Source organism: Candidatus Chloroploca asiatica, assembly GCF_002532075.1.
Lineage (GTDB): Bacteria > Chloroflexota > Chloroflexia > Chloroflexales > Chloroflexaceae > Chloroploca > Chloroploca asiatica.
The window spans coordinates 301738-326021 of sequence record NZ_LYXE01000063.1 but is presented as its reverse complement, the minus strand read 5'-3'; the positions used below and the strand labels follow the sequence as shown (position 1 = coordinate 326021).

General features: G+C 60.5%; 12 protein-coding genes. 6 read left to right on the top strand and 6 right to left on the bottom strand.

All coding sequences use genetic code 11. The annotated features are described in order from the left end of the window. Window positions 1-129 precede the first annotated feature (129 nt). Window positions 130-945 (top strand): pyrroline-5-carboxylate reductase, encoded by an 816-nt coding sequence (proC, locus tag A9Q02_RS07145; protein WP_097651648.1) that lies wholly within the window; start codon window positions 130-132, stop codon window positions 943-945. A gap of 130 nt (window positions 946-1075) precedes the next feature. After that, the gene (locus A9Q02_RS07140; RefSeq protein ID WP_172450748.1) at window positions 1076-2407 is read left to right on the top strand and encodes a transposase; all 1332 of its coding nucleotides are present in this window, start codon (window positions 1076-1078) and stop codon (window positions 2405-2407) included. Between the two features lie 92 nt (window positions 2408-2499). On the opposite strand, the gene A9Q02_RS07135 is transcribed toward A9Q02_RS07140, so the two are convergent. From A9Q02_RS07135 to A9Q02_RS07110, 6 genes are all read right to left on the bottom strand, one after another. Beyond that, the gene (locus A9Q02_RS07135; RefSeq protein ID WP_097651646.1) at window positions 2500-2994 is read right to left on the bottom strand and encodes an acyl-CoA carboxylase biotin carboxyl carrier protein subunit; all 495 of its coding nucleotides are present in this window, start codon (window positions 2992-2994) and stop codon (window positions 2500-2502) included. Between the two features lie 12 nt (window positions 2995-3006). Then, complete coding sequence (locus A9Q02_RS07130; RefSeq protein WP_097651645.1) at window positions 3007-4488, bottom strand: acetyl-CoA carboxylase biotin carboxylase subunit; 1482 nt, start codon at window positions 4486-4488, stop codon at window positions 3007-3009. Between the two features lie 53 nt (window positions 4489-4541). After that, window positions 4542-6080 carry an acyl-CoA carboxylase subunit beta gene (locus A9Q02_RS07125; protein ID WP_483862426.1) on the bottom strand — a complete coding sequence of 513 codons (1539 nt, stop codon included), beginning with the start codon at window positions 6078-6080 and terminating at the stop codon, window positions 4542-4544. Between the two features lie 12 nt (window positions 6081-6092). Continuing rightward, entirely contained in the window at window positions 6093-6857 is a 765-nt protein-coding gene (locus A9Q02_RS07120; RefSeq protein WP_097651643.1) for a 4'-phosphopantetheinyl transferase family protein, read from the bottom strand. A 69-nt stretch (window positions 6858-6926) separates the two neighbouring features. Further along, on the bottom strand, window positions 6927-16517 hold the full coding sequence (locus tag A9Q02_RS07115) for a type I polyketide synthase (protein WP_097651642.1): 9591 nt from the start codon (window positions 16515-16517) through the stop codon (window positions 6927-6929). Between the two features lie 42 nt (window positions 16518-16559). Continuing rightward, window positions 16560-18197, bottom strand: a complete 1638-nt coding sequence (locus A9Q02_RS07110) for an acyl-CoA dehydrogenase family protein (RefSeq protein ID WP_097651641.1) — start codon at window positions 18195-18197, stop codon at window positions 16560-16562. 316 nt (window positions 18198-18513) lie between these two features. Between A9Q02_RS07110 and A9Q02_RS07105 the strand changes: the two genes are divergently transcribed. The 4 genes from A9Q02_RS07105 (at window position 18514) to A9Q02_RS07090 (ending at window position 24214) form a co-directional block, all read left to right on the top strand. Continuing rightward, window positions 18514-19686: a Re/Si-specific NAD(P)(+) transhydrogenase subunit alpha gene (locus A9Q02_RS07105; protein WP_097651640.1), complete on the top strand. Its 1173-nt coding sequence runs from the start codon at window positions 18514-18516 to the stop codon at window positions 19684-19686. Window positions 19687-19771: 85 nt separating this feature from the next. Next, window positions 19772-20053 (top strand): NAD(P) transhydrogenase subunit alpha part 2, encoded by a 282-nt coding sequence (locus tag A9Q02_RS07100; RefSeq protein WP_097651639.1) that lies wholly within the window; start codon window positions 19772-19774, stop codon window positions 20051-20053. A gap of 3 nt (window positions 20054-20056) precedes the next feature. After that, window positions 20057-21442, top strand: coding sequence for an NAD(P)(+) transhydrogenase (Re/Si-specific) subunit beta (locus tag A9Q02_RS07095; RefSeq protein WP_097651638.1), 1386 nt, complete (start codon window positions 20057-20059; stop codon window positions 21440-21442). 225 nt (window positions 21443-21667) lie between these two features. After that, on the top strand, window positions 21668-24214 hold the full coding sequence (locus tag A9Q02_RS07090) for an FAD-binding oxidoreductase (RefSeq protein WP_097651637.1): 2547 nt from the start codon (window positions 21668-21670) through the stop codon (window positions 24212-24214). Window positions 24215-24284: the final 70 nt, after the last annotated feature.

The window sequence follows — 24284 nt, the reverse complement described above, 5'->3', positions numbered from 1 at the left end:
GCTGGTGTGATCCAAAGGCGCAGCTTTGCGCCTTTGCGTCAAAAAAGGATTGCTTCTAGGGCCAAAGCGGGCGGGCCGCCCGCGCTCCTGGGTGAGGTTCGGGGGCCACAGGCCCAGTGGAGAGAAAAGATGCTTCATCACCTTCCAATTGCTGTGATCGGGCCTGGTGCGATGGGCGAGGCCGTTATTGGTGGTCTGCTGCGCAAGGAACTGGTCACCCCCGACCAGATTCTGGTCAGCCATCCGCGGGAAGAGCGACGCCGTGAATTGGCCGCTACCTATGGGGTGCATACCAGCCCTGATAATGCCGTGGCGGCACGCTGGGGCCGCATTGTGATTCTTGCGGTCAAACCCCAGCAACTTCAGCGCGTGTTGCCGCCGCTGCAACATACGTTACGCGACGATGATCTGGCCATTTCGGTCGTGGCCGGGGCGACCATCCAGAGTATTGCCGAGGCGCTTGACCATCCGGCGGTGGTGCGCAGTATGCCCAATACTCCCGCAGTGATCGGTGAGGGCATGACGGTCTGGACGGCAGCCCACGAGGTGAGCCTTCAGCAGCGTGAGTGGGCCGAGACCGTGCTCGGGGCGCTGGGTCATGCGTTGTTTGTCGATACCGAGGTGTACCTGGATATGGCGACGGCGATCAATGGTACCGGGCCAGCCTACTTCTTCTTGATGATGGAGGCGATGGTTGATGCCGGGGTTCACCTCGGGTTGTCACGGCGCATTGCCGAAGAACTGGTGCAACAGACGATGCTCGGCTCGGTGCGTTATGCGCAGCAGAGTGGGTTGCACCCGGCGCAACTACGCAATGCGGTGACGTCGCCAGGTGGGACAAGTGCCGCCGCCATTTCTGAACTCGAACGCGGTGGGATGCGTACCGTGCTGTCTGATGCGATCTGGGCGGCCTACCGTCGCTCGGTCGAGCTTGGAAAACGGTAGTGATGGTCTGAGGGAGGGCAAGCCCTATAAGCGCGAACTTAAGCTGAAATCGAACAAATGAGCAAACCGACACGGGAAACTTTCTGTTATGGTAGGTATCAACATAACCACCCTACCCAGGAGGTTCCCTATGTCGGTTCGTTCCCAGGATACCGCGACTACGCCTTCCGCACAACTGCCCGCCATCACGGATGACGCGTGGGCGCAGGAAATCGTGCCTCAGTTGCCCGCCGAACTGTCGGCGCAGGCCCGCACGCTCAAGGCCTTTGTGCGGGCCCGCTGCCTCCCGTCGGCGCTGCACCTCTTGCGCGCCTTGCTGGTGATGGCGCTCAGCGACTACTCGGTACGCGCCCTGGGCACGTGGGGGGTCTTGAGCGACGTGGCGGACATGTCCGAAGCGGCGTGGCGCAAACGCATGGCCCGCAGTTCCGTGTGGCTGGACTGGCTGCTCAGTGCGTTGCTGATGGTCAGCCCGGTGCAGCCTCTGCCGACCACACGCCGCGTGCGCCTCATTGATGCCACCCGCTTGGGTGAGGTTGGTGGGCGCGGCGATGCCTGGCGCGTCCATTGGGAGTATGACTTCACGGCCGGTCAATTGGGCAGTGTCGTGGTGACCGATCGCTCCCAGGGCGAACATTTGGGCCACTTCGTCTTGGCTGAGGGCGACATCATCGTGGCCGATAGCGGCTACGGCTATCGGCGGAGCATCAACCTGCTGCATGCGGCGAAGGCCGATGGGGTGTTGCGCTTTCATCCCCGTACCTGCCCGTTGGAAGATGATGCCGGCATGCCGTGGGACGCCATCGCCTGGTTGCGCACCCCCGGTCCGGCGACCCGCACCTGGGAGGGGTGGGTGCGGGTCAATGGCGAACGCATTGCGGTGCGGGTAGTCGCCGCACCGCTGCCCCCCGAGGCGGCGAAACGCGCTCAGAAGCAGAAGGAGCGGCGGGCCAAGGGCCGCAAGCGCACGCCCGCGGCGAGTACCAAGCTGTTGGCGGGATGGCTGCTGTTGCTGACGACCTTGGAGGCACAGGCATGGCCCGCCGAGGCCGTCACCCGCTTGTATCGCGCCCGGTGGCAAGTGGAACTGGTGTTTAAGCGGCTGAAGCAATTGCTGCGGGTGCGCCCCCTGCGCTGCAAGCGACGGGACATGGCCGAAGCGACCGTGCGCGCGCTCTTGATCGCATGGGTGCTGCAAGAACGGTTGGCCGCAAGCTTGCGTGAGGCGCTGGCGGGCGATGGCCAATGGCCCGTCAGTAGTTGGCGGGTCTGCCAATTGAGCCTGGAATTGATGCGTCAAGAAGTCCTGGGAACCTGGACCCGTGAGCGCGTGCGGGCATGCTTGCCCCGGCTGATCCGCTTCCTCTGCAATAGTCCGCGCGAGCGTATCCAGCAGGAAACGCAGATCCGCACGTGGTTGGCGTCGTTTCCCGGTATGCATGTCAGCCATGAGGCGTCCTAATGCGGAATCGTGTCGTATCATCACGGTAAGTTCGCGCCTATAGGGCAAGCCCTCCCTCAGACCATTAGTTGCCCTATCGGTATGACGCGCTCTCAGCTGATCTCGATTAGCAGTTCGTGCAGTTTGACGCTCTGACCGGGCTGGATGTTGAGCATGCTGATCGTTCCGCTGCGGGGGGCCGTGATCTCGTTCTGCATCTTCATTGCTTCCAGTACCAGCACAGGTTGACCTATTTCGACATGCTGGCCTGGTTCAACCAGGATGCGGGCGATCAGGCCGGGGATGGGGGCTTTGATCCGCCCGTCGCCACTCCGTGGCCGGGCAAGCGCCGTGTCACGGTCACGGATCTGCACACTGTGCCGTCCACGCGATGTCTGGAGCCAGTGCAGATCGTGATCAAGCTGGATCTCGTGCGGTCGATGGTTGACCATTGCCCATGCGCTCTGGTCAGCGGTTGTTGACCAGGGGAGCAGCACGCGCATTGGTTCGCCATTCACTTGCACTTCGATCCACCCTTCTGCTTGGGTGCTCCCCATGACTTCAACTTCAAACTCGATCTCATCAATTGTGACCATGAAACGACGCATAGTTCCTCCTCGTCACTGTGGCAAACGCCGACTATCACGGTGCCAGCCACTCGTGAAGGCTTCGGGGATCGCCGGATGCGCCGCCTGGGTGCGCCGTAGATAGGCGAGCGCCACAATCGCGGCCAGATCGCTCGTGTCATCGCTGACCGGTGGCATCTCCATCAAACGGCGTCGGCTAAATTCGGTTGTATAGGTTCCCGCGATGAAGGCGTGATCATTCAGGATGAGCCGTAGCAGCGCGAGGTTTGTCTGGATACCGGTAATCTGAAATTCTTGCAGTGCCCGATGCACCCGGTTCAGACACTCCTCGCGGGTTGGCCCCCACACAACCAGTTTGGCCAGCAGTGAATCGTAGCGCACAGGGACTTCGGCCCCCGCATAGGCATAGGTGTCGACCCGGACATTTGGGCCGCCTGGGACACGAAAACTAGTGATATGCCCCGGGCTTGGGAGATAGCCACGCCACGGATCTTCGGCGTTGATGCGGCAGAAGATCGCATGCCCACGCAGATGGATCTCTTCTTGCGTAAATTCGAGCGGTAGCCCTGCCGCAATGCGCAACTGTTCACGCACCACATCAATGCGCGTGACCATTTCGCTGACCAGGTGTTCGACCTGGAGGCGCGGCTTGACCTCGGTGAAGAAGTGGCGGCCTTCGCCGTCAAGCACAAACTCGATCGTACATGCACTGCGACACGAAAAGAGCCGTGCTACCTGGAGTGCCGTTGCCCAGATCGCTTCGCGTTGCGCCTGACTCAGGTTTGGCGCTGGGGTCTCCTCGATGACTTTGCGCGTATTGCGCTGGATCGAGCCGTCACGTTCACCCAGATGGATCAGGTTGCCGTGATGATCGCCCAGCATCGGCACCTCGATATAGCGTGAAGGCAGCACCGCCTCTTCGAGGTAAACCTGCGGATCGAGGTAGACCGCCTGCGCCGCCGCTGATGAACGCCGCACCACGTCGAGCAGATCATCCGGGCCGCGCGCCACCGAGGTACCTCGCCCCCGTCCGCCGGCACATGCCTTGACGACCAGGGGATATCCAATCAAATCGGCCTCGTTCAACAGCGCTGCGGTCTCGTCAGGCATAAAGCTCCGGCTTGACGGTCGGGTTGTGGGAATACCGGCGGCTCTGGCGAGGGCCACTGCCCCAACCTTATCACGCACGGTAGCCAGTACGCTGCTCCCTGGCCCGACCACGGCGATCCCAGCCGCTTCACATGCCTGCGCAAACCCTGGATGCTCGGAAATAAGCCCATACCCCGGATGTACCGCGTCAACCTTGCTTGCCCGCGCCACCGCGAGCATTGCTTCAGGGTCACGGTAGCCGAGGGGTGACGTAATAGGATACGCCTCATCGGCCAGGCGCACATGCAGCGCCCCTTCATCGCCAGGCTCATAGACTGCGATCGCCGCTAGGCCCAGGTCGCGACAGGCGCGCACCATGCGTACGGCAATTTCGCCTCGGTTGGCGATCAATACTCGTTTGAACATACAAGCACCTTCGTGCATACCAATGCAACTTGCATTGTCGTGCGAAACTCTTCCTACATCGGTGAAATGCCATGCTTCTTGGGCAGGTGCCGGTCACGTTTCGAGAGCGTCACGTGCAGCGCCCGCACGAGCACACGGCGGCTGTCGCGTGGCTCGATTACGTCGTCAATGAGACCACGTGCCGCCGCAACATAGGGGTTGTTGAACTTCTCTTGATACTCGCTTACCAGTTCCCGACTCCGTGCCTTCGGATCCTCAGCCGCCTTGACCTCGTTGCGGAAGAGGATATTGACTGCCCCTGCCGCCCCCATCACCGCTAGTTCGGCGTTCGGCCAGGCATATAGCAAGTCGCCCCGGAGCCCTTTGCTACTCATGACGCAGTAGGCCCCACCATAGCTCTTGCGCAGGATCAACATCAGTTTGGGCACCGTTGCCTCTGAATAGGCATAAATGAGCCGCGCACCGTTGCGGATGATCCCTCCATATTCCTGACTCGTGCCAGGCAAAAAGCCGGGGACATCTTGCAAAGTGATGATCGGAATATTATAAGCATCACAGATGCGAATAAAGTGCGTCGCTTTGATCGAAGCTTTGATGTCAATCGTGCCTGCGAGATGGATCGGCTGATTCGCTACCAACCCGACCACATATCCATCCAGGCGCGCAAAGCCCACGACCATATTCTGCGCCCAGAGCTCGTGAACCTCCAGGAAACGCCCGTCATCCACGATGCTGGCAATGACTTCCCGCACATCGTAGGGCTTCTGCGGATCGACCGGTACCAGTTCCTCAAGCTCAGGACAGCGGCGCTCGGGGTCATCACGGGGCGGCACATACGGCGGGTCGCTCATATTATTCGAGGGCAGGTAGCTCAGCAATTCCCGCACCTTCAACAGACACTCCTGGTCATCGCGTGAGAGAAAGTGTGCCACCCCACTCTCGGTCGCGTGGATCCGCCCGCCACCCAGTTCTTCCTGGCTGACTTGTTCTTGCATCACCGAGCGCACGACTTCCGGGCCAGTGATGAACATGTAGCTGTTTTCGGTCATGAAAATAAAATCAGTGAGCCCAGGCGAATAGACGGCGCCGCCAGCGCATGGCCCGAGGATCACCGAGAGTTGCGGGATCACCCCCGAGGCTTCACAGTTGGCATCAAAGATCCGGGCATACCCCCCCAGACTATCAACGCCCTCTTGAATGCGTGCCCCACCCGAGTCATTCAGCGCCACAAAAGGACAGCCATAACTCAGGGCCATCCGCATTGCCTTGACGATTTTGTTCGCATGCATCTCGCCGAGTGAGCCGCCCATCACGCTGGCATCCTGAGCCGCCGCAAAGACCTGGCGCCCATTGATCAAGCCAAAGCCAGTGACGACGCCATCACCAAAGCGCGACCCCTTGCCGCCCATATAGCTCTCGTAGCGCGGGGTCACCAGCGTATCAATCTCATTGAAACTATCGGGGTCGAACAATAACTCGATTCGCTCACGTGCCGTCAGGCGACCCTTCTGATGCTGCGCAGCTGCATCTTTTTCTGTGCCAGCCGCAATGGCTTTGCGTTCACGGAGCTTACGAACAAAATCTTCCATCATAAGTCTCGACTCTCATCTTCCATACAGCGGTGACTGGATAACCGGTCTGTTACCCACCTGTTCAGTGACGAGACGTGGGGTAATGGCGGCAATCGTCAGCACAACATTGTGATCCTGGCGCCACCAGCAGCGTACGCCAGCCGGTGGTGCGCCAAGCGACGGATCGCAGTGGGCGAGAAATGGTCGCCAGTCAGCCTCTTGATCGGTTGCGTCGGGCAGGGGTACCAGGCATTCGACAAGACGTGTATCAACCCGTAAGCCGTGTCGTAAGGCTTTCAGTACAGCCTCTTTCGTGCTCCAGATTGCATTGAGTAAGAGGTTGTAGTGGGTGGGCGCTGTGGCTTCGAGCAACGCGATCTCGCCAGGCGTATAGTAGGTTTCGGCAAAGTTGCTATGGCGTGGGGCAATCTGCTCGATATCAGCGCCCACCGGCGCTCCCGCAGGGGCCAGCGCACAAAAGGCCTGCCCCACACTATGGCTGATCGTGAGGCGTACCGTCCCGAGGGCCATCCGCAAGGCGGGATCAAGCGCATGGATTTCGGGTGCGCCATCAGGCGCCGGCAGAATCATCAGTTCAGTCGGGTGGGGCGCGAAGCCAAGCTCGCGTTGTGCCCAGGCCTGGATGAGCCGCCGCGCTGTCCAACGTCCGATCAACCACTCTTCACGTCGTTTTTCCATGCGGAGTGTCCGCATCCGATCACGTTCGGGCACACTTAGCCATAGGTCTGGTGCTACGGCCGGTAGATCGGACCGTTGTTGGATCAGCCAGTCAATCATGTCTTTCCTATGCGCCTGGTTGGCCGTTGGGCAAGCAGGATCTTCCTGCTTGCCCAACGCTATTCTTTCCTACAGGTGCGCCGTCCCCGGCAAGCGTGCTGTTCGATAGCCGTGCAGATCAAGATAGACGTTCCCCAGGTCGTCAACAACCCGTGCGTCAAAGCTCGTGCCGTTCTCGACCGGGGTGACGATGGCGTAGATCTGCGCGTCGCCAGCCTCTTCCAGATGCCGATAGACCTCAAGCGTGTCGAGTGAGGATGGCAAGGCCATCGCCTCGGTCTGGACGATCTCCCACACGCCCGCTGTCTGGAAGCAGAGCTCTAGCAAACGTGGGTCAACCAGGTGTTCGGCGTTGACCGGGGTGCTATCGGGTGGCAGGTCGCCCGCTAGCATGCCAATCGCCATCTTGTCGCTCAGCATGACCTTCTCGAGCACCTGGTACGCCGGGCCGTGGAAGTAGACTTTGTAGATCTCACTTCGTTCGATTACCCGGGCATGCTCGTCCGCAATCGGTCGTTCGGTCTGTGCCGGGGTGATTTCCCCCCGCGTGAGGCGAACCTCGGCTCGGAAGTGTACTGTCTCTTGCGCTGGTGGCGGGGTCTGCCCCGGGGCCACCACCGGTTGAAACATCGAGCTCAATGTGGTCTGGGCCAGCAGATCACCACCAGCGGCAGGCCGAATGACTGCCCGCAGCGTCAGCGTGCGTGGCTGGCTGCGATGGAATTTGACCGGGCTATCGAGCCGTTCATGCTCGATCCGCGCCAGACGGAAGTCAGGGGCAAAGAGTCCCGCCACCTCCGCAAAGCCTTCGGTGCCCATCACACCTGGCAACACCGGTGTCCCTTCGATCTGATGATCGTAGAGGAATGGTTGCTCGTGCGGGTCAAGTGAGGTCTGGGCAATGATGCCACCATACAGCTTGGCTGCTTCGACTGTGCCGACCATCAGGTACGGACGCTCACGTGCAGCCAGCGTTGCTGCGATCTTCGCCGGGTCAAGGCCGCCTGTCGGATCAAACTCTTCGGTGAGTACCCCCAGGCGCAACCCGACGACGATTTCGTCGCGGGTATCGCCCGCCGTCAATTCACGCCTGATCGTCGGGATCCCAACCTCGGGTGGCAGCATATCAATCCCTGCCATCTCCATGATCCGTGGGATCGATCCACGAGTCGCCATCCCAATTCCGCCCCAGGCTGTCCAGTCAATCACAATGGCGCGCGTGTCGGGGCGCCAGCGCCGCATGCTGCTGCTGATTTTGCAGAGCAGGTCGTTGGCCGCGCTGTAGTCGGTCTGGCCACTGTTGCCGAACCGCCCAGCTACGGAACTGAAGGCGACGGTTGCGCCAATCGGCAGGCCCTTGGCCGCTCGCAGCATGTTGAAGAAGCCATCAGCCTTGATGTCAAAGACTCGGCTGAATTCGTCGTGCGTTTTTTCATTCAACGCTCGACTGATCTCGATGCCGCCTGCGTGCAGCAGTACATCAATGTGGCCTTCGCGTTCACGAATGGTGTCAATGACGCCGCTAACCGCCGCTGTATCACGTAGGTCGAGGCTGTAGTAGTTGGCTGTGCCGCCCGCTGCTTCGATCACTTCAATGACCCGCAACGCCGCCTCTGACCGTTCTATCGCCATGATGCCCCGGTCAATCTGCACTGGTGTTGGCCGTTCGCCGCGTGCCTGCGCTTCCGCGATCAGCGCCGCCTTCAGCGCGGCCCGGTCTTGACGGAAGAGCCGAATGTGCTCGTCGGCTGGATCAGGATGCGGCGTCAGATCGAGCAGGTAGAACGTCCCACCCATCCCGGCTGCCGCCAGGTCGCCAATGATCGCACTCGTGATGCCACCCGCTGCCCCGGTCACCAGATAGACCGTCTCGGGCGTCAGCACCATCCCCGAGTTGCCATTGTAGGCGTGGCGCTCTTCCAGGCTTACGCTGAGCCGTAGCCCGTCACTGTAGCCGACTTCAACGATGCCTGGATCGCTCAGTGTTTCGGCGATCAGGCTCTCGGCTGGTTCGACACTCTTGCGCCCAGTCTCGAAGTCGACCGCTTTGACCAGCACCGACGGGTATTCGCGTTTGTAGGCTTTGGCAAACCCGGTCACCGCACCGCCAAGTGGTGCCGCCGCCCCGTCGTCGTCGTAGCCATGCCGCCCGCCCATCCGCGTTCCCACCACGAGGAAGGGAATGCGCTCGGGTTGCGCCCCGACGAGCGTGTGCGTCGCCAGATGCAGATTCTTGACCCGTGTACGGTTCAGTTCGTGCCACTCTTCTAGGTCAAGTTCTTCCAGATCTGGCTCAACATCAAGCGCTGGGAGCCAATAGAGCCCGTCAATTGGCCCTTCGGCAAGCATGCCCTGGATCATCGCGCCAATCGCTCCCTCTTCCGGAGGTACCTCGATCGGGAGCACGCTGACGCCGCGCTTCTCAAGCCGCGTTACCAGTGCTTTGCCGACGCCACTCCGGTCAAGCATGACGATGACGCGGGTTCCTTCGCTGAGTTGCACGTTCGTCGCTTTGCAGAGATCCAGTGGTGGCCGGAGCACTGGTGTGGCGACGCGCCGTGGCGCTCGGTTTGCTTCGCTCAAGTTGTAGGCCCCCGCAGGCACCGCTGTGGTTGTCTGCGTTGACTCAGCCGTTGCCGTCGTGCCTGTCCCTTCGCTTCCCACGGCCGTGCCATTCCTGGTCTCGGGGCGCTGCGTATACACAAAGCCGATCACAGCACGCAGTGTCGGATAGTCACGCAGCTTGAGGTCTTCGATGCGGGGGATGTTGAAGGCTTCGCGCACTGCCGCAAAGGTTTCGGCCTGCTTGACCGTGTCGACGCCCAGGTCAGCCTCAAGGTCGAGGTCGAGATCGAGCATCTCAATCGGGTAGCCGGTCTTGTCAGCGACGAGGTTGAGCACCGTTGTCGTGACGTGATCGCTCGCTGGTGCGAGCCCTTCCTCAGTTGATTGTGCCACTGGGGCGGCACCGTTCGTCCCGGTGGCTGCAGCCGCCGCTGCTGCCGCCAGATCGGGGCGCTGCGTATGGACAAAGCCAATCACGTCGCGTAGTGTCGGATAATCGCGCAGCTTCAGGTCTTCGATGCGGGGGATGTTGAAGGCTTCGCGCACTGCCGCAAAGGTTTCGGCCTGCTTGACCGTGTCGACGCCCAGGTCGGCCTCGAGATCGAGGTCAAGATCGAGCATTTCGGTCGGGTAGCCGGTCTTGTCGGCAACTAGACCAAGCACCGTTTCGGTGATTGGATCGATAGCTGGTTGCGCTACCGGTGTCGCCGCCGGTGCGACTGCCCCCGTCGGTTGCGGGGCCACCGCTGCCGGGGCCGCCACTGGTGCGGCGAGATCGGGCCGCTGCGTGCGCACAAAGCCGATCACATGGCGCATCGTCGGGTAATCGCGCAGCTTGAGGTCTTCGATGCGGGGAATGTTGAAGGCTTCGCGCACTGCCGCAAAAGTCTCGGCCTGCTTGACCGTGTCCACGCCCAGGTCGGCCTCAAGGTCGAGGTCGAGATCGAGCATCTCAATCGGGTAGCCGGTCTTGTCAGCGACCAGGTTGAGCACCGTGTCAGCCACGGGATCGCTCACGGCTGCTGGCGCACTGACGGTGACCGGTTGGGGCGCTGCGGCGACCGGTGCTGTCACCGGGGCCGCCACTGGCGCGGCGAGATCGGGCCGCTGCGTACGCACAAAGCCGATGACGTGCCGCATCGTCGGATAATCGCGCAGCTTCAGGTCTTCGATGCGGGGAATGTTGAAAGCTTCGCGCACCGCCGCAAAGGTCTCGGCCTGCTTGACCGTGTCGACGCCCAGGTCGGCCTCGAGGTCGAGGTCAAGATCGAGCATCTCGCTCGGGTAGCCAGTCTTGTCGGCAACCAGGTTGAGCACCGTGTCAGCCACGGGATCGCTCACGACGGCTGACGCACTGACGGCGACCGGTTGCGGCGCTGTGGCGACGGGCGCTGCCGCCGGGGCCGCCACTGGTGCGGCGAGATCGGGCCGCTGCGTGCGCACAAAGCCGATCACATGGCGCATCGTCGGGTAGTCGCGGAGCTTGAGGTCTTCGATACGGGGGATGTTGAAGGCTTCGCGCACTGCCGCAAAGGTCTCGGCCTGCTTGACCGTGTCCACGCCCAGGTCGGCCTCGAGGTCGAGGTCAAGATCGAGCATCTCGCTCGGGTAGCCGGTCTTGTCGGCGACCAGCGCAAGTACCGTGTCTGCCACCGGATCGCTCACGGTTGCTGGTGCTACTGGCGCAACTGGTTGAGGCGCTGGCGCGACGGGTGTTGCCACCGGGGTCGCCGCGGGTGTGGCGAGATCGGGCCGCTGCTCACGGACAAAGCCGATCACATGGCGCATCGTCGGGTAATCACGCAGCCTCAGGTTCTCGATGCGGGGAATGTTGAAGGCTTCGCGCACTGCCGCAAAGGTCTCGGCCTGCTTGACCGTGTCCACGCCCAGGTCGGCCTCGAGGTCGAGGTCAAGATCGAGCATCTCGCTCGGGTAGCCGGTCTTGTCGGCGACCAGCGCAAGTACCGTGTCAGCCACCGGATCGCTCACCGGTGCTGGAGCCACTGGTGCGACTGGTGCCACCGGTGCTGGAGCCACTGGTGCGACCGGGGCCGCCGGTGCTGGGGCAACCGGGGTTGGCGCAACAACCGGTTTGGGCGCAACTGGTGCGGGTGTTACCGCTTCCACTGGCCTCGTCGCAACCGGGGTTGGCACCGGTGCGACCGGAGCCGGGGTTGCTGGGCGGCTCACCAATGCTGGCGCACTCGAACGCCCATTGCTTGCTGGCGTAACCGTCATGTGATGTCCGGTCACATCAGGCGCAAACGCCGCCCGTTGCACCGGCCCGGTGCCAGGAACCCAGTCACTTGGTGCTGGCACGCGCTTTGGCGCCCCCTGGGCCTTGATCCGCAAGACACGTTTCACCACCTCGGTCTCGGCCCGGTCATAGCCACTCACCTGCGCCAACCAGTAATCATAGCGCTGACGCTGATCAATCCGCTCGATTGACCCTGGAATGCGCCGCAGCAAGGTCAGCGCGATCTGCGAACCAAAGCCTGCCGCCAGGTGGATCGCATAGCGCACTGGGTAACGCCCCCCGCGGCTCAGGTTCAACTGGCCGAGTTCGGGGTCGGGCTCGCGGTAGTTCGGTACCGGCGGCACAATGCCATGCTCCAGGATCTTGACCGCGATCACATCTTCGATGCCCACCCCCATCGGATGGCCGGTGAAGCCCTTGGTGTTGGCGATGACAATGTCGCTTGCCGCTGGCCCAAAGGTGTGCCGCAAGGCGGCGATTTCGGCGGAAGCACTGCCGCCCCGGGCCGGCGTAAAGGTCTCGTGCGAGATAAAGACCGTCTGTGCGGCCATGGTGCGCCGATCCAACCCAAAGCGCTGCTCGGCGGCCCGCACCAGATTGTCAACAATCTGGCTGATGTGTTGCACATCCAGGCGTGTTCCGTGGAAGGCGCTGTTATTCGTCTCACTCGAGAGCACCTCGACAATGCCGCGCATACCACGCTCGCGGACGGCATCCTCGCTCTCGACCAGCAAGGCACACGCGCCCATGCCGAGCAAGGTGCCATGCCGACGCCGATCAAACGGCAACGCAGCCTCTTCGACCGCATCATCAGTTGCCGCTGCCCCTGTTGCGAGGAAGCCGGCCCCGACCCATTCGAGCATATGCTCGCTTGTGACATCGTCGCCGCCCACCACCAGCACCCGCCGACAGCGCCCACTGCGGATCCAGTCTTCGGCAATGGCAACGGCCTGTGCAGTCGAGGCACATGCCGCGTTGACATGCGTATTTGGCCCGCGTGCGCCGATATACTCGGCCAACTGGCTGTGGCCCATCGCCAGGATGCGGAAGATGAAGCGTCGGTCGAACGTGTACGGATTGCGTTCGATCTCGTCGCGTACTTCGTTTATGCGCTGCATCAGGCGCATCAGCGTCGCCTCGTCACTCGTCACGTTGCGCAGCGCTTCCAGTTCTTGCAGCAGCGCCAATCGCCCCTCGTGCTCGTAGTAGCGCTGCAATTCGCCACTCAACTGGTCATAGCCGGGGAAGGCGCTCGCAAAGATGACACCGGTCTCGTCACGCAACGCCTCGGGCAGCATCCAGCGCTCGGGCAAGAAGGTGCCCTTGCTCGTCTTTTTGTAGGTCTGTACCAGCGGAAGGCCGGCCTCACGCAATGCATCAAGCCCTGCCGCCATCGCCAACTGGCTGGTGATGTCCAGCGCCTCCACGAGATTGGCCGCGACGCCGTATTCCGCTGTGAGGTCAAAACTCCCTGAACGCCCCGCCAGCCGGATCACATCGTCGGCGTGATCGATCTCTTGAAAGCTGCCGCCGCCGTCTTCACCCTTGACCACCCGGGTCACATGCTTCTTGACCATCAACCGGCGGAAGCGCTCGGGGATCAGATCAATCAGTTGCTCGCCACGCAGGATGCGCTCGGCATTGTCCGCTGCCATCAGCGGTTTCGCCGCCCCTGGTAGACCCAGGCCGGTGCCGCTGATCACGATTGACCCGGTTGGCGGCACGTTCCGGTCATAGGCTGCCGATTGACCTGCCGGGCTTGTGCCCCCTTGCCGAAGGGCCTGGGTCAACAGGGCACTCAAGGCTTCGAACCCGTTCCCGTTGCCATGCTGCGCTCCGTGATAGTCGCCCTGGTTCATCTCGCGGGTATCCTCAATCGGGCTCGCCTGCCCCATTTCGGCCTCAAGCGCTGGCAAATGCGTGACATTCGTTGTCAAACGATGGGATACCACCGGTGCCTCGTGGGCATAGGCTGCGGCGACCCGTTGGGCGGACGAGACACGTGTCGCGACTGCGACTGGCTCGGCTGCATCCAGGCCCGCTGCATAGAGCCCGCAGAGCGCCTGGTTAAAGCTGGCAATTTCACCCGTTTTGGGATGGTTGGTAAAGAGCGCAACAGCATCGCCTTTGTCACCAAGCACATCATCAACAAAGCCCTTCAACGCTTTCTTGGGGCCGCACTCGATGAAAATCCGGCATCCCTCGCGATAGAGCGTTTCGAGACCCTTCACCCACTGCACGGGCGAGGCAATCTGGCGCTCTAGAATATCCTTGATGCCCTCAACTGTGGTCGGATAGAGTTCGCCGGTCACATTGGCGACCAGCGGCAGTTCTGGCTCACGGATGTGCAGGCGGTCGAGCACCTTGCGCAACGGCCCTGACGCCGGGGCGACAATGCTCGTATGGAAGGCATGACTCACCGGGATGCGCTGGGCCTGGAACCCACGGCTAACAAAGAGGTCGATCGCTTGCTCGACGGCCCGGCTCGCGCCACCGATGACGGCCTGGCTGTAGCTGTTGAGGTTGGCTGCAACCACATAGCCATCAACCTCTTTGAGCGTGCTCTCGATCACCTCAAGCGGGGCCATGACGGCGGCCATCCAGCCATTATCTTCCACGCTCACCCTGGTCATCTCGGCTCCACGGGCGGCGGCCGCCTCGAGCGCCTGGGCAAAGGGCATAATGCCCGCTGCCACCAGTGCTCCATACTCCCCAAGCGAATGGCCCATCACCATATCGGGACGAATGCCATACTCCGAGAGCAGCGTTAGCAGCGCGATATCGAGCGTCAGCATCGCCGGCTGGGTAATCGCCGTCTGCATCAGCGCCCGCTCGGCCTGCTTGATCACCGCCGGATCGTTGCTATCGACAAAGAGATAGCTCGTCAACGGTTGCCCAAGGATCGGCGTCATCACCGCATCGGCCTCGGCAAAGACGGCGGCGACTGCCGCTGACTGCTGGGCAAGCTCACGCCCCATATTGAGGTACTGGCTGCCCTGGCCGGGGAAGAGAAAAGCTACCTTCCCGGAAACCGTTCCACTGCCCCGGAAGACGCCCTGGGCGGCAAGGGGACGCCAGGCAGCCGGATTATTCAACCCCGCAGCGCGCGCTGCTTTGCCCAGTTTCTCGGCCAGATCACTTGCCTCGCCAAAATCAACGACGAGCCGCTCGGGTTGACGCAGTTCGGCCCGATCCGGCGCGGCCAGCGGCGGTGTCCAGCCGCCCTTTACGCGCTCAAGGGTCGCCGTGATCCGCGCTGCCAGTTCAGCGCCCGTCGCTGCGCCGAGCGCCAGCATGCCCCGCAACGGTGGCTTCTGATCCACTTGAGCGGGGGCAGCATAATGTTTGCTCACACTCTTCGCCTCTCCGCCTCCGGCATCACCAGGAACCGCAGCACTCTGATAGCGGCGTGGGCCAGTGGTGATCATCCCGGGCACATATTCTTCAAGCACCAGGTGAAAATTGGTTCCCCCAAACCCATACGCACTCACCCCGGCACGGCGGGGGAAGGCGGCTGACCGTTCCCACTCACGTCCTTCGTGAAGGAGGCTAAACGGCGTTGATGTGAAATCAACACTCGGGTTTGACGGCATCGCATTGAGCGTTGGCGGCAAAATCTTCTCGTGAACCGCGAAGGTCGCCTTGAGCAACCCGGCGGCTCCGGCCCCAGCCTTGAGGTGACCAATATTGCTCTTGGCTGACCCGAGGCCAATGCGCCCGCGTTCTGCGCTCGCAAAGACTTTGCTCAGGCTTTCGACTTCGACGACATCGCCAACCCGGGTACTTGTGCCATGCGCTTCGAGCAACGTACAGGTCGCAGGATCAAGCCCGGCATTCTTCCACGCCCGCTCGATCGCATAGATCTGCCCGATCGGATTGGGTGCCGTAATGCCTTTGCCCTTGCCATCCGACGAAGCCCCAACCCCACGGATCACGGCATAGATCGTATCGCCATCGCGTTCGGCATCCGCCAGACGTTTCAGCAAGAAGGCCGCAGCGCCTTCACCCATCACAAAACCATCGGCTCCATCGCCAAATGGCCGTGTCCCGGTCGCTGAAAGCGCCCCGATCTTGCAGAACTTCACGTAGGTTGAAATGCCCATGTTGCGGTCGACGCCACCGGTGATCACCGCATCAACATGGCCTTCACTCAACATTTCGACCGCAGACGCGACGGCGGCAAAGGTCGAAGCACACGCTGCATCGGTAATGAAGTTTGGCCCGCGCAGGTTAAGCACATTCGCCACCCGCCCGGCGACGATATTTGGCAGTTCACCCGGCATCGAGTCTTCGCTGATGGCGGGCAACTTCCGCCCTACTTCAGCATAAAACTGAGCCAGCATCGCCGCCTGTGCCTCAGCGGGAAGTGCCTTGAAGGCATCGGTACTCGCGAGATAGTTGGCAAAATCGGGGGCCACGATGCGCTGATTGGTCAGATAATGCAACTCGCCGCCCATCGCCGTGCCGAGGATAACCCCGGTATTATCGGTATTGAGCGCACGATCAGGGAAGCCATAATCGGCCAGTGCTTCGGCGGCAACGGTGACCGCCCACTGCTGGCCCTGATCCATCGCATTCGCCACGCGGGGCGGAATACGAAAACGTTGCCAATCAAACTGGAAATCCTGTACCCACCCACCGATCTTGCTATAGGTCTTGTCGGGGGCCGCAGGATCGGGATCGTAATAATCAGCCAGGCTCCAGCGATCAGCCGGTGTCTCGCTGATACTGTAGCGCCTGGAAAGAATATTTTGCCAGAATGCTCGTGCATTGGGAGCATCCGGTAAGATGGCGCCAACGCCCACGATGGCGATGGCGCACGAGGCCGAAGTATCCATGGAAATAGCTCCTCCGGAGCACACCCCCCACGCAGGGGGGCACTACTCTGCCGGGAATGCGGCATTCAGCCGCTCGGCAACGATATTCATATCCTCAATTTGTCCAGCCTGAGCCTGATAAATCGCCGGTAGCCCGAGGCTCCCCGCCAGGTTGGGATCGGTCTGCCCTGCACTGATGCACCAGCGCAGCCCATCGGTGGCGACCTTGAGTGCCGCTTCGCGGGCGTGGATGCGCGCCATGATGCGCAGGGTTTCGGGGCTAAAGGGTACCGCATGGCTTGGATGCGTGGCGGCACGCTCGCTAAAGATCGCGGCCGTTTCGGCCCACGCAATCAACTCACCGAGCCGGAAGAGAATATGTTGGTTGCGGGTCAACCGATCAATTCGGCACCGCTCTAGCACGACCGCCAGCGCACGCAATGCCAGCGCAGTCGTGGCTGCCCCGGTGTCGGGGTTGGCACGGGCCAGTTGCTCGAGTTTCGCCGCCCAATCGTTGTAGTAGGCCCCACGAGTCTTCAGATGCAACTGCCACCGATCACGCGCAATCGTCCACTCCATAATCTCCGAGGTACCCTCGTAGATACAGGTAATGCGCACATCGCGCTTGACCTTCTCGACCATATACTCTTTGGTGTAGCCATAGCCACCGTGGGCCTGGATCGCATCTTCAGCCGCTTTATTGCCGCTCTCGGTGGCGAAATACTTGGCTACGGCCCCCTCGGTCTGCTGCCCGGGGTCGCCCGCATCAATATTCTCCGCAACCCACTCGATATAGGCACGTGCGGCTTCCAGGCGTACCGCATTCGGTACCAGCAGTTTGTGGGTGTAGGCCTGTTTCGTCGCAAGCAGCGCCCCACCTTGAATGCGCGTCTGCCCATACTGAATCGCCCGCTCAAGTGCGCTCCAGCCTCCACCCAACCCAAAGGCCGCGACCATCAGTCGGGTATAGCCAAAGACCGCCTGCGCCTGGGCAAGCCCCTGCCCTTCGACGCCGCCGACCAGGTTTTCGACTGGCACAAAGACCTCATCCAGGAAGAGCGCGGCTGTATTCGAGGCCCGAATGCCATGCTTGTCTTCGGGCTTGCCCCAGCTAAAGCCAGGCGCACCCCGCTCAACGACAAACCAGGTCGGCCCACCCTCGGTATTGGCAAGAATGGTATAGAGCGTCGCTACCCCACCATTCGAGATCCACTGCTTGCGCCCCGAGATCTTGTAACCAGTCAACTGCCCATCTTCATAGACCGGTGTTGCCCGGGTCGTCAGGCTGCCAAGATCACTGCCTGCCTGTGGCTCGGTCGCCCCATAGGCCACCAGCAAACCCTCTTCGGCAATGCGCCCCATCCAGAGCGCCTTTTGCTCGTCGGTGCCGCCCACCACGATCGGATCCGTGCCGAGAAAGGTTGCCAGTACTCCCGTCGCGACCCCAAGGTCAATGCGCGCCATCTGCTCGGAAACCCGGTAAATATCGTAGGCACCCCCACCGAGTCCGCCGAACTCTTCGGGGATGAAAATAAGGTGCAGGCCAAATTTCTCAGGGTCGTAGAGATCCTTCAGCACCTCGTGCGGAAACTCGTCGCGTTCGTCCAACTCCCTCAGAAACTCGGGTTTCAGTTGCCGGTCGGCATAATCCCGCAGCGTCGTCAGTACCATTTCCAGCGTATCGGTATCCAGGGTCGTCATTACCTGATCCTCCGAACTAGACCCGTAACATAAGGGTATGAAACAGGCTCTAGTGTACACTATTGCAACACGCTCGCGCCAATAAGTTGCAGAAGTAATAGATAAGAGATATTTATTATGCGGGAAATTTCGTTCACCGTTATGTTTCTGGGGGTATCAATTTATGTCGTTGCCTTGTCTGTGAAAACATTCTCAATTGTGTCAATTCATGGTATACTAACCCCGGACTGCCCAGGTTTCGCTCAGTGCATGGACGTATGTTGCACAGAATAGGGCAGCCCTGCAGCGCACTCAGGAGTTCCAACAGGGAGAGTGTATGATCGTCGGCATTCCGGCTGAATTGGTGTCGGGTGAAGATCGCGTAGCGATCGTCCCCGCAGATGTGCCAGCCCTGATGAAAATGGGGTTGCAAGTCGTTGTTGAGGCAGGTGCTGGGATGCGTGCCGGGTTTCCTGACGCTGCCTATGTCGAACGTGGGGCGCGTACCGTGGCGTCGCGTACCGAAGTCTATGCGCAGGCTGATATCGTGCTCAAGGTGCGGGCGGCCGGCGCAGATCCAGGTCACGCCGATAAAGAACGGGCGATGTTACGTCCTCAACAGTTGTTGATCGCGTTTCTTGAACCGCTGTGGGAACCAAGGTTGGCGGCGAGTCTGGCTGAGCGAGGCGTGACCGCGATTGCGATGGAGTTGATTCCTCGCATCAGTCGTGCGCAGAGTATGGACGCGCTCTCTTCAATGGCGACGGTGGCCGGCTACAAAGCAGTCCTGATTGCGGCTGCGAGTATGCCGCGGATGTTTCCGATGTTGATGACGGCCGCTGGTACGGTGACGCCCGCTCGGGTCTTTGTCATTGGTGCCGGTGTGGCTGGGCTTCAGGCATGTGCTACCGCCAAACGCCTCGGGGCGCGCGTTGAGGCCTATGATGTCCGCGCTGCGGTCAAAGAACAGGTCGAGAGCGTTGGTGCCAAGTTTGTTGAGTTGCCCCTTGAAGCAGGCAGCAGCGAAGACAAAGGTGGCTATGCTAAAGCGCTTGGCGATGATTTCTATCAGCGGCAGCGCAAGTTGATGGCTGAAGTGGTGGCCCGTAATGATCTTGTTATTACAACGGCGGCCATTCCAGGTAAACCATCACCGGTCTTGATTACGGCTGAGATGGTTGCTGGCATGCAGCCTGGTTCGCTTATTGTCGATCTCGCCGCCGAACGTGGGGGGAATTGTGCCTTGACCCGGTCTGATCAGATTATCGTCGCACATAATGTCACGATCATTGGGCCAGGTAATTTGCCCGCAACGGTGCCTAATCACGCGAGCCAGCTCTATAGCCGTAATCTGATCAATCTGCTCCGCCTGATGGTCAAGGATGGCAAACTGACGGTCAATATGGATGATGAGATTATCCGTGAGTCTACCGTCGTTCACGATGGCAAAGTTGTCAGCGCCCGGATCAATGATCTGATTGGCGCGGGTACGCCTGTTGCTTCATCATAGCCGATCGCTCAATGCATCGAGGCATCGGTTAGACCAGCAGCGGTCGTTCTGATCGCTTGCCCCTGGATAACAAAGGAATCTTCGCATGGAAATGCTCGTGGTCTCCTTGACCGTCTTTGTTTTGGCGCTGTTTGTTGGTGTCGAGATTATCACCAAGGTGCCACCGAATTTACACACGCCTTTGATGTCGGGTTCTAATGCTATTTCAGGTATTACACTTGTGGGCGCGATTCTCTCGGCAGGCTCGCTCGGTCCCCAGGTGGCGACGATCCTGGGTTTTCTGGCGGTGATTTTTGCCACCATTAATGTGGTTGGCGGTTTTATGGTCACCAATCGTATGCTTGGCATGTTTCGCCGGAAGGATTGAGCAATGGGCAGTGCGCTGATTAATCTGGCTTACCTTGCGGCGGCAACCCTCTTTATTCTGGGGATCAAGGGCCTTACCCATCCACGTACCGCCGTGCGTGGCAATCAACTCGGTGCGATCGGGATGCTCATCGCGGTGGTAACCGCTTTGGTCGATCAGCAGGTCGTCAATTATGTCTGGATCATCGCTGGCTTGGTCATTGGTTCGGGCATCGGTGCCCTGATGGCAACCCGCGTCCAGATGACCGATATGCCCCAGATGGTTGCGTTGCTCAATGGCTTCGGTGGCATTGCTTCAACGCTGGTCGCCGGGGCAGCCCTTTTGGATGCTCTCCAGATCGATCTGTCTTTGGTTACGATCCAGTTTGCTATCGCGACCGCTGCCTCTGGCCTCATTGGTACGGTGACGTTCTGGGGCAGTATGGTCGCCTTTGGCAAGCTTCAGGGCATTGTCAAAGATGTTCGCCTCTCGGGGGCGCAAATCATTAATGCGATCTTGCTCGTGATCGCTCTTGCCCTCTCTGGCTGGCTCGTCGTTGATCCAACGGCTACCTGGATCTATTGGGCGATTGTGCTTGTCTCGACCTTGCTCGGGCTCTCGCTTGTCTTCCCAATTGGTGGCGCTGATATGCCGGTGGTGATTTCACTGCTGAATTCATATTCGGGAATCGCTGCTTCCGCCGCTGGTTTTGTACTTAATAATAACGCGCTTATTATTACTGGGTCGCTTGTCGGTGCCTCCGGTATTATTCTGACCAGCATTATGTGTCGGGCGATGAATCGCTCGCTCACCAATGTGCTCTTTGGGATCTGGGTCGCCAGCGATGAGGCCCAGAGCAGCGATGAGGTCTATGGCGGGCGCGTCAAGTCGGCCAATGCTGAAGAACTGGCCATGTTGATGGAGGCAGCGCGCCGGGTGGTGATTGTTCCCGGTTATGGTATGGCTGTCTCGCAGGCTCAGCACGCGGTGCGTGACCTCGTCAATCTCCTCGAAGAACGTGGTGCTGAGGTCGAGTTCGCGATCCATCCGGTTGCTGGTCGTATGCCCGGCCATATGAATGTGTTGCTCGCCGAGGCCGATATTCCCTACGATAAGATGAAGGAGATGGATGAGATCAATCCTTCCTTCGATCAGACTGATGTGGTTATTGTCATTGGGGCTAATGATGTGGTGAATCCGCTCGCTCGTACGGATCCGGGTAGCCCCATCGCCGGGATGCCTATCCTTAATGTCGATAAGGCCCGCAGCATTATTGTGATTAAGCGCAGCCTCAGCCCTGGTTTTGCTGGTATCCCCAACCCGCTCTTTGCGGCCGATAATACGCTGATGCTCTTCGCCGATGCGAAGAAGGGTGCCCTCGATATTATGAATGCCCTCAAAGCGGTGTGAACATGTAGCCTTTACATATGTGTTTCGCTCAATGGAAAAAGCCAGCTTTGCTGGCTTTTTCCATTGAGCAAAGCACGGGCCTGAGGGTCTCCCGGCCTTCAATGGGTTTCTGTGTCGAGATGTACTGTGGCCGAGATGATGTGGTTCTGGTATGATACCCAGAACCGCATTCTCGTCTCTGGCTGTTGTGCTGCTTCCGTCCAATGTTGTATGTCAGGAGCCTCAATGATTGCCCGTGAGCTTGCGCTTACTGCGCTGACAAGTCTGTTGCCGCCTGGACGTGTTGTGACTGATCCCGTCGCGTTGCTGACCTATGAAGGCGATGCGAGCCTCGATCGCGGTCTTCCCGATGCGGTGGTCTTGCCCCAGACGACCGAAGAGGTCGCTCGTCTGGTTGACTGGGCCTCACGTTATCGGATTCCGCTGGTGGCGCGTGGCGCTGGTACTGGTCTCTCGGGTGGCGCTGTCGCTGAACACGGTGGGGTCATTGTTGCCTTTGCCCGCATGGAACGCCTTGTTGACCTCGATCCGGTGGGCCGGAGTGCCGTCGTTGAACCTGGGTTGACCAATCTGTTGCTCGATACCGTTACCCGTGAGCACGGGCTCTATTTTCCTCCTGATCCTTCCAGTGGCCGTGCTTCGACGCTCGGCGGCAATCTCGCTGAGAATGCCGGTGGCCCCCACTGTTTCAAGTATGGGGTTACGTCCAATTATGTGACGGGCCTCGAGGTTGTGTTGCCCGATGGTCGTCCTCTGCACCTCGGTGGCGCGGCCCTCGATTATCCTGAGTATGATCTCGCCGGGTTGCTCGTTGGCAGTGAGGGTACCCTTGGCTTGATTACCAGCGCGACGGTGCGTTTGATGCGCTATCCACCTGCCGTCAAGACGATGATGGCCGCCTTTGACTCGGTTGAGACCGCTGGTGAAGCTGTTTCCGCTGTTATCGCCCGTGGCCTTGTTCCCGCCACGATGGAGATGATGAACCAGGCGATGATGGAGATTATCGAGGCCTTTGTGCCCGCCGGTCTCCCTACTACTGCCGGGGCAGCGCTGATTATCGAGGCTGATGGCTACCCCGAGAGTGTCGGCCCTCAGATTGATGAGATCGCGACGATTCTGCGTGAGTATGGCGGCTTCAATCTCCGCATTGCGCAGAGTTCTGAAGAGCGTGACCGGATCTGGTATGGGCGCAAGAGTGCCGCTGGCGCGATGGCGCGCCTCGCCCCGGCCTTCTATCTCGTGGATGGCACGGTGCCGCGCAGCAAGCTCGCTGCAACGCTCGGTGGCGTCAATGCGATCTGCGCCCGCGCTGGGCTCGAGGTGGCCTATGTCTTCCATGCCGGCGATGGCAACCTTCACCCCTTTATCCCGCTCAAAAATCCTAATGATCCCGCCCTGGTACGCCACGTCATCGAAGTTGGCCGTGAAATCCTTGAACTCTGCGTGGGCTACGGTGGCAGTATCACCGGTGAACACGGCGTCGGCATCGAGAAACGTGATTTTATGCCGATGATGTATACCGCCGATGAACTGGCCGTCATGCGCGAGATCCGCGATCTCTTTGATCCACAGGCAATCTATAACCCAGGCAAGATTTTTCCGCCTGCTTCGCCCACGCCGGCCCCGGTGGTTCCGGTTGACCATCCGGCCCTCACCGCAGCCCCTGAAGATCTTCTTGCCCCCACCACTGCCGCCGATGCCGCCGCAAGCCTGCATGCGTTGACGGCGACTGGGCGTTCGGTGCGCCTGGTCGGTGGTAATGCGCAAGCGTCTTCGCCGGGTTTGGCTGAGGTGACGGTGAGTAGTCGTGGCCTTGCCGGTATTACGACCTATGCTCGTGACGACCTCTATGTTGTCGCCGGTGCCGGAACCACTCTTGCGACCTTGCAGTCCGAGTTGGCACAGGATGGGATGTGGGTGCCCCTCGTGTCGCCCTGGCCTGAGGCAACCCTTGGGGGCATTGTGGCGACCAACTTCAATGCGCCCTTGCGCATGCGTTATGGGGGCGTCCGTGATCTCTTGCTCGCCACGACCGTCGCGTTGCCCGATGGTCGGGTCATCGGCGCTGGGCGTCCAGTCGTCAAAAATGTCGCTGGCTACGATCTCCCCAAGCTCTATGTTGGCTCGCACGGGACACTTGGCATGCTCACCGATGTGACCCTCAAGCTCTCGCCGCGCCCACGTGCCTCGGTGACCCTGCGCGCTCGTTTCGCCAGCCTTGCAGACGCCCTTGCGGCTGGCGCGCGTCTGCTGCCGATCTGTTTGGTGGCATCGTCACTGCTGATCATTGCCGAGCCTGGCTCGACCGCGCTTGTCTATACGGCCGAAGGGTATCCCGAAGATGTACAGGCTGAAAGTGCGCAGGTTCAGGGGTTGCTCGCCGGGGCAACTGCGCTTGAAACACTGACTGAGACGACCGGGTCGGCGCAATGGGCGGCATGGCTCGCCGCTAGCCAGCCAGCCTTGACGCTCCGTCTGGGCCTTCCTTCCCAGCGCCTGCCCGAGGTGACCCGCCTCGTCGCCCCGTCGTCTGCTGGTCTGCTCGCCGATCTTGCCAATGGGTTGCTCTATGTTCGCGATCCGGCGCAACCCCTCGCGCTTGCTCAGGCTGCACGGCAGGCCGGTGGCTATGCTGTTAGCGTGCCAGGTTGTTTGCCTCCCCCCGCTGATCTTGATATCCAGGGCTATGTGTCTGAAGCGCGGGCGATCCAGCAGGCGTTGCGGAACCATTTCGGTGCTGGGGGACTTCTGAACCCCGGTGTATGGTCATAAATACTACATTTTGAGTGATGCTATTGGTGTCTGCTACCAACTATACTAGCAATACACTTGATCGCGACAA

Bases quoted from the DNA above. Each gene is read 5' to 3' on its own strand.
- A9Q02_RS07140 (WP_172450748.1), top strand. From the start codon at position 1,076: ATGTCGGTTCGTTCCCAGGATACCGCGACTACGCCTTCCGCACAACTG.
- A9Q02_RS07130 (WP_097651645.1), bottom strand. From the start codon at position 4,488: ATGTTCAAACGAGTATTGATCGCCAACCGAGGCGAAATTGCCGTACGC.
- A9Q02_RS07090 (WP_097651637.1), top strand. From the start codon at position 21,668: ATGATTGCCCGTGAGCTTGCGCTTACTGCGCTGACAAGTCTGTTGCCG.
- proC (WP_097651648.1), top strand. From the start codon at position 130: ATGCTTCATCACCTTCCAATTGCTGTGATCGGGCCTGGTGCGATGGGC.
- A9Q02_RS07110 (WP_097651641.1), bottom strand. From the start codon at position 18,197: ATGACGACCCTGGATACCGATACGCTGGAAATGGTACTGACGACGCTG.
- A9Q02_RS07095 (WP_097651638.1), top strand. From the start codon at position 20,057: ATGGGCAGTGCGCTGATTAATCTGGCTTACCTTGCGGCGGCAACCCTC.
- A9Q02_RS07125 (WP_483862426.1), bottom strand. From the start codon at position 6,080: ATGATGGAAGATTTTGTTCGTAAGCTCCGTGAACGCAAAGCCATTGCG.
- A9Q02_RS07100 (WP_097651639.1), top strand. From the start codon at position 19,772: ATGGAAATGCTCGTGGTCTCCTTGACCGTCTTTGTTTTGGCGCTGTTT.
- A9Q02_RS07115 (WP_097651642.1), bottom strand. From the start codon at position 16,517: ATGGATACTTCGGCCTCGTGCGCCATCGCCATCGTGGGCGTTGGCGCC.
- A9Q02_RS07135 (WP_097651646.1), bottom strand. From the start codon at position 2,994: ATGCGTCGTTTCATGGTCACAATTGATGAGATCGAGTTTGAAGTTGAA.
- A9Q02_RS07120 (WP_097651643.1), bottom strand. From the start codon at position 6,857: ATGATTGACTGGCTGATCCAACAACGGTCCGATCTACCGGCCGTAGCA.
- A9Q02_RS07105 (WP_097651640.1), top strand. From the start codon at position 18,514: ATGATCGTCGGCATTCCGGCTGAATTGGTGTCGGGTGAAGATCGCGTA.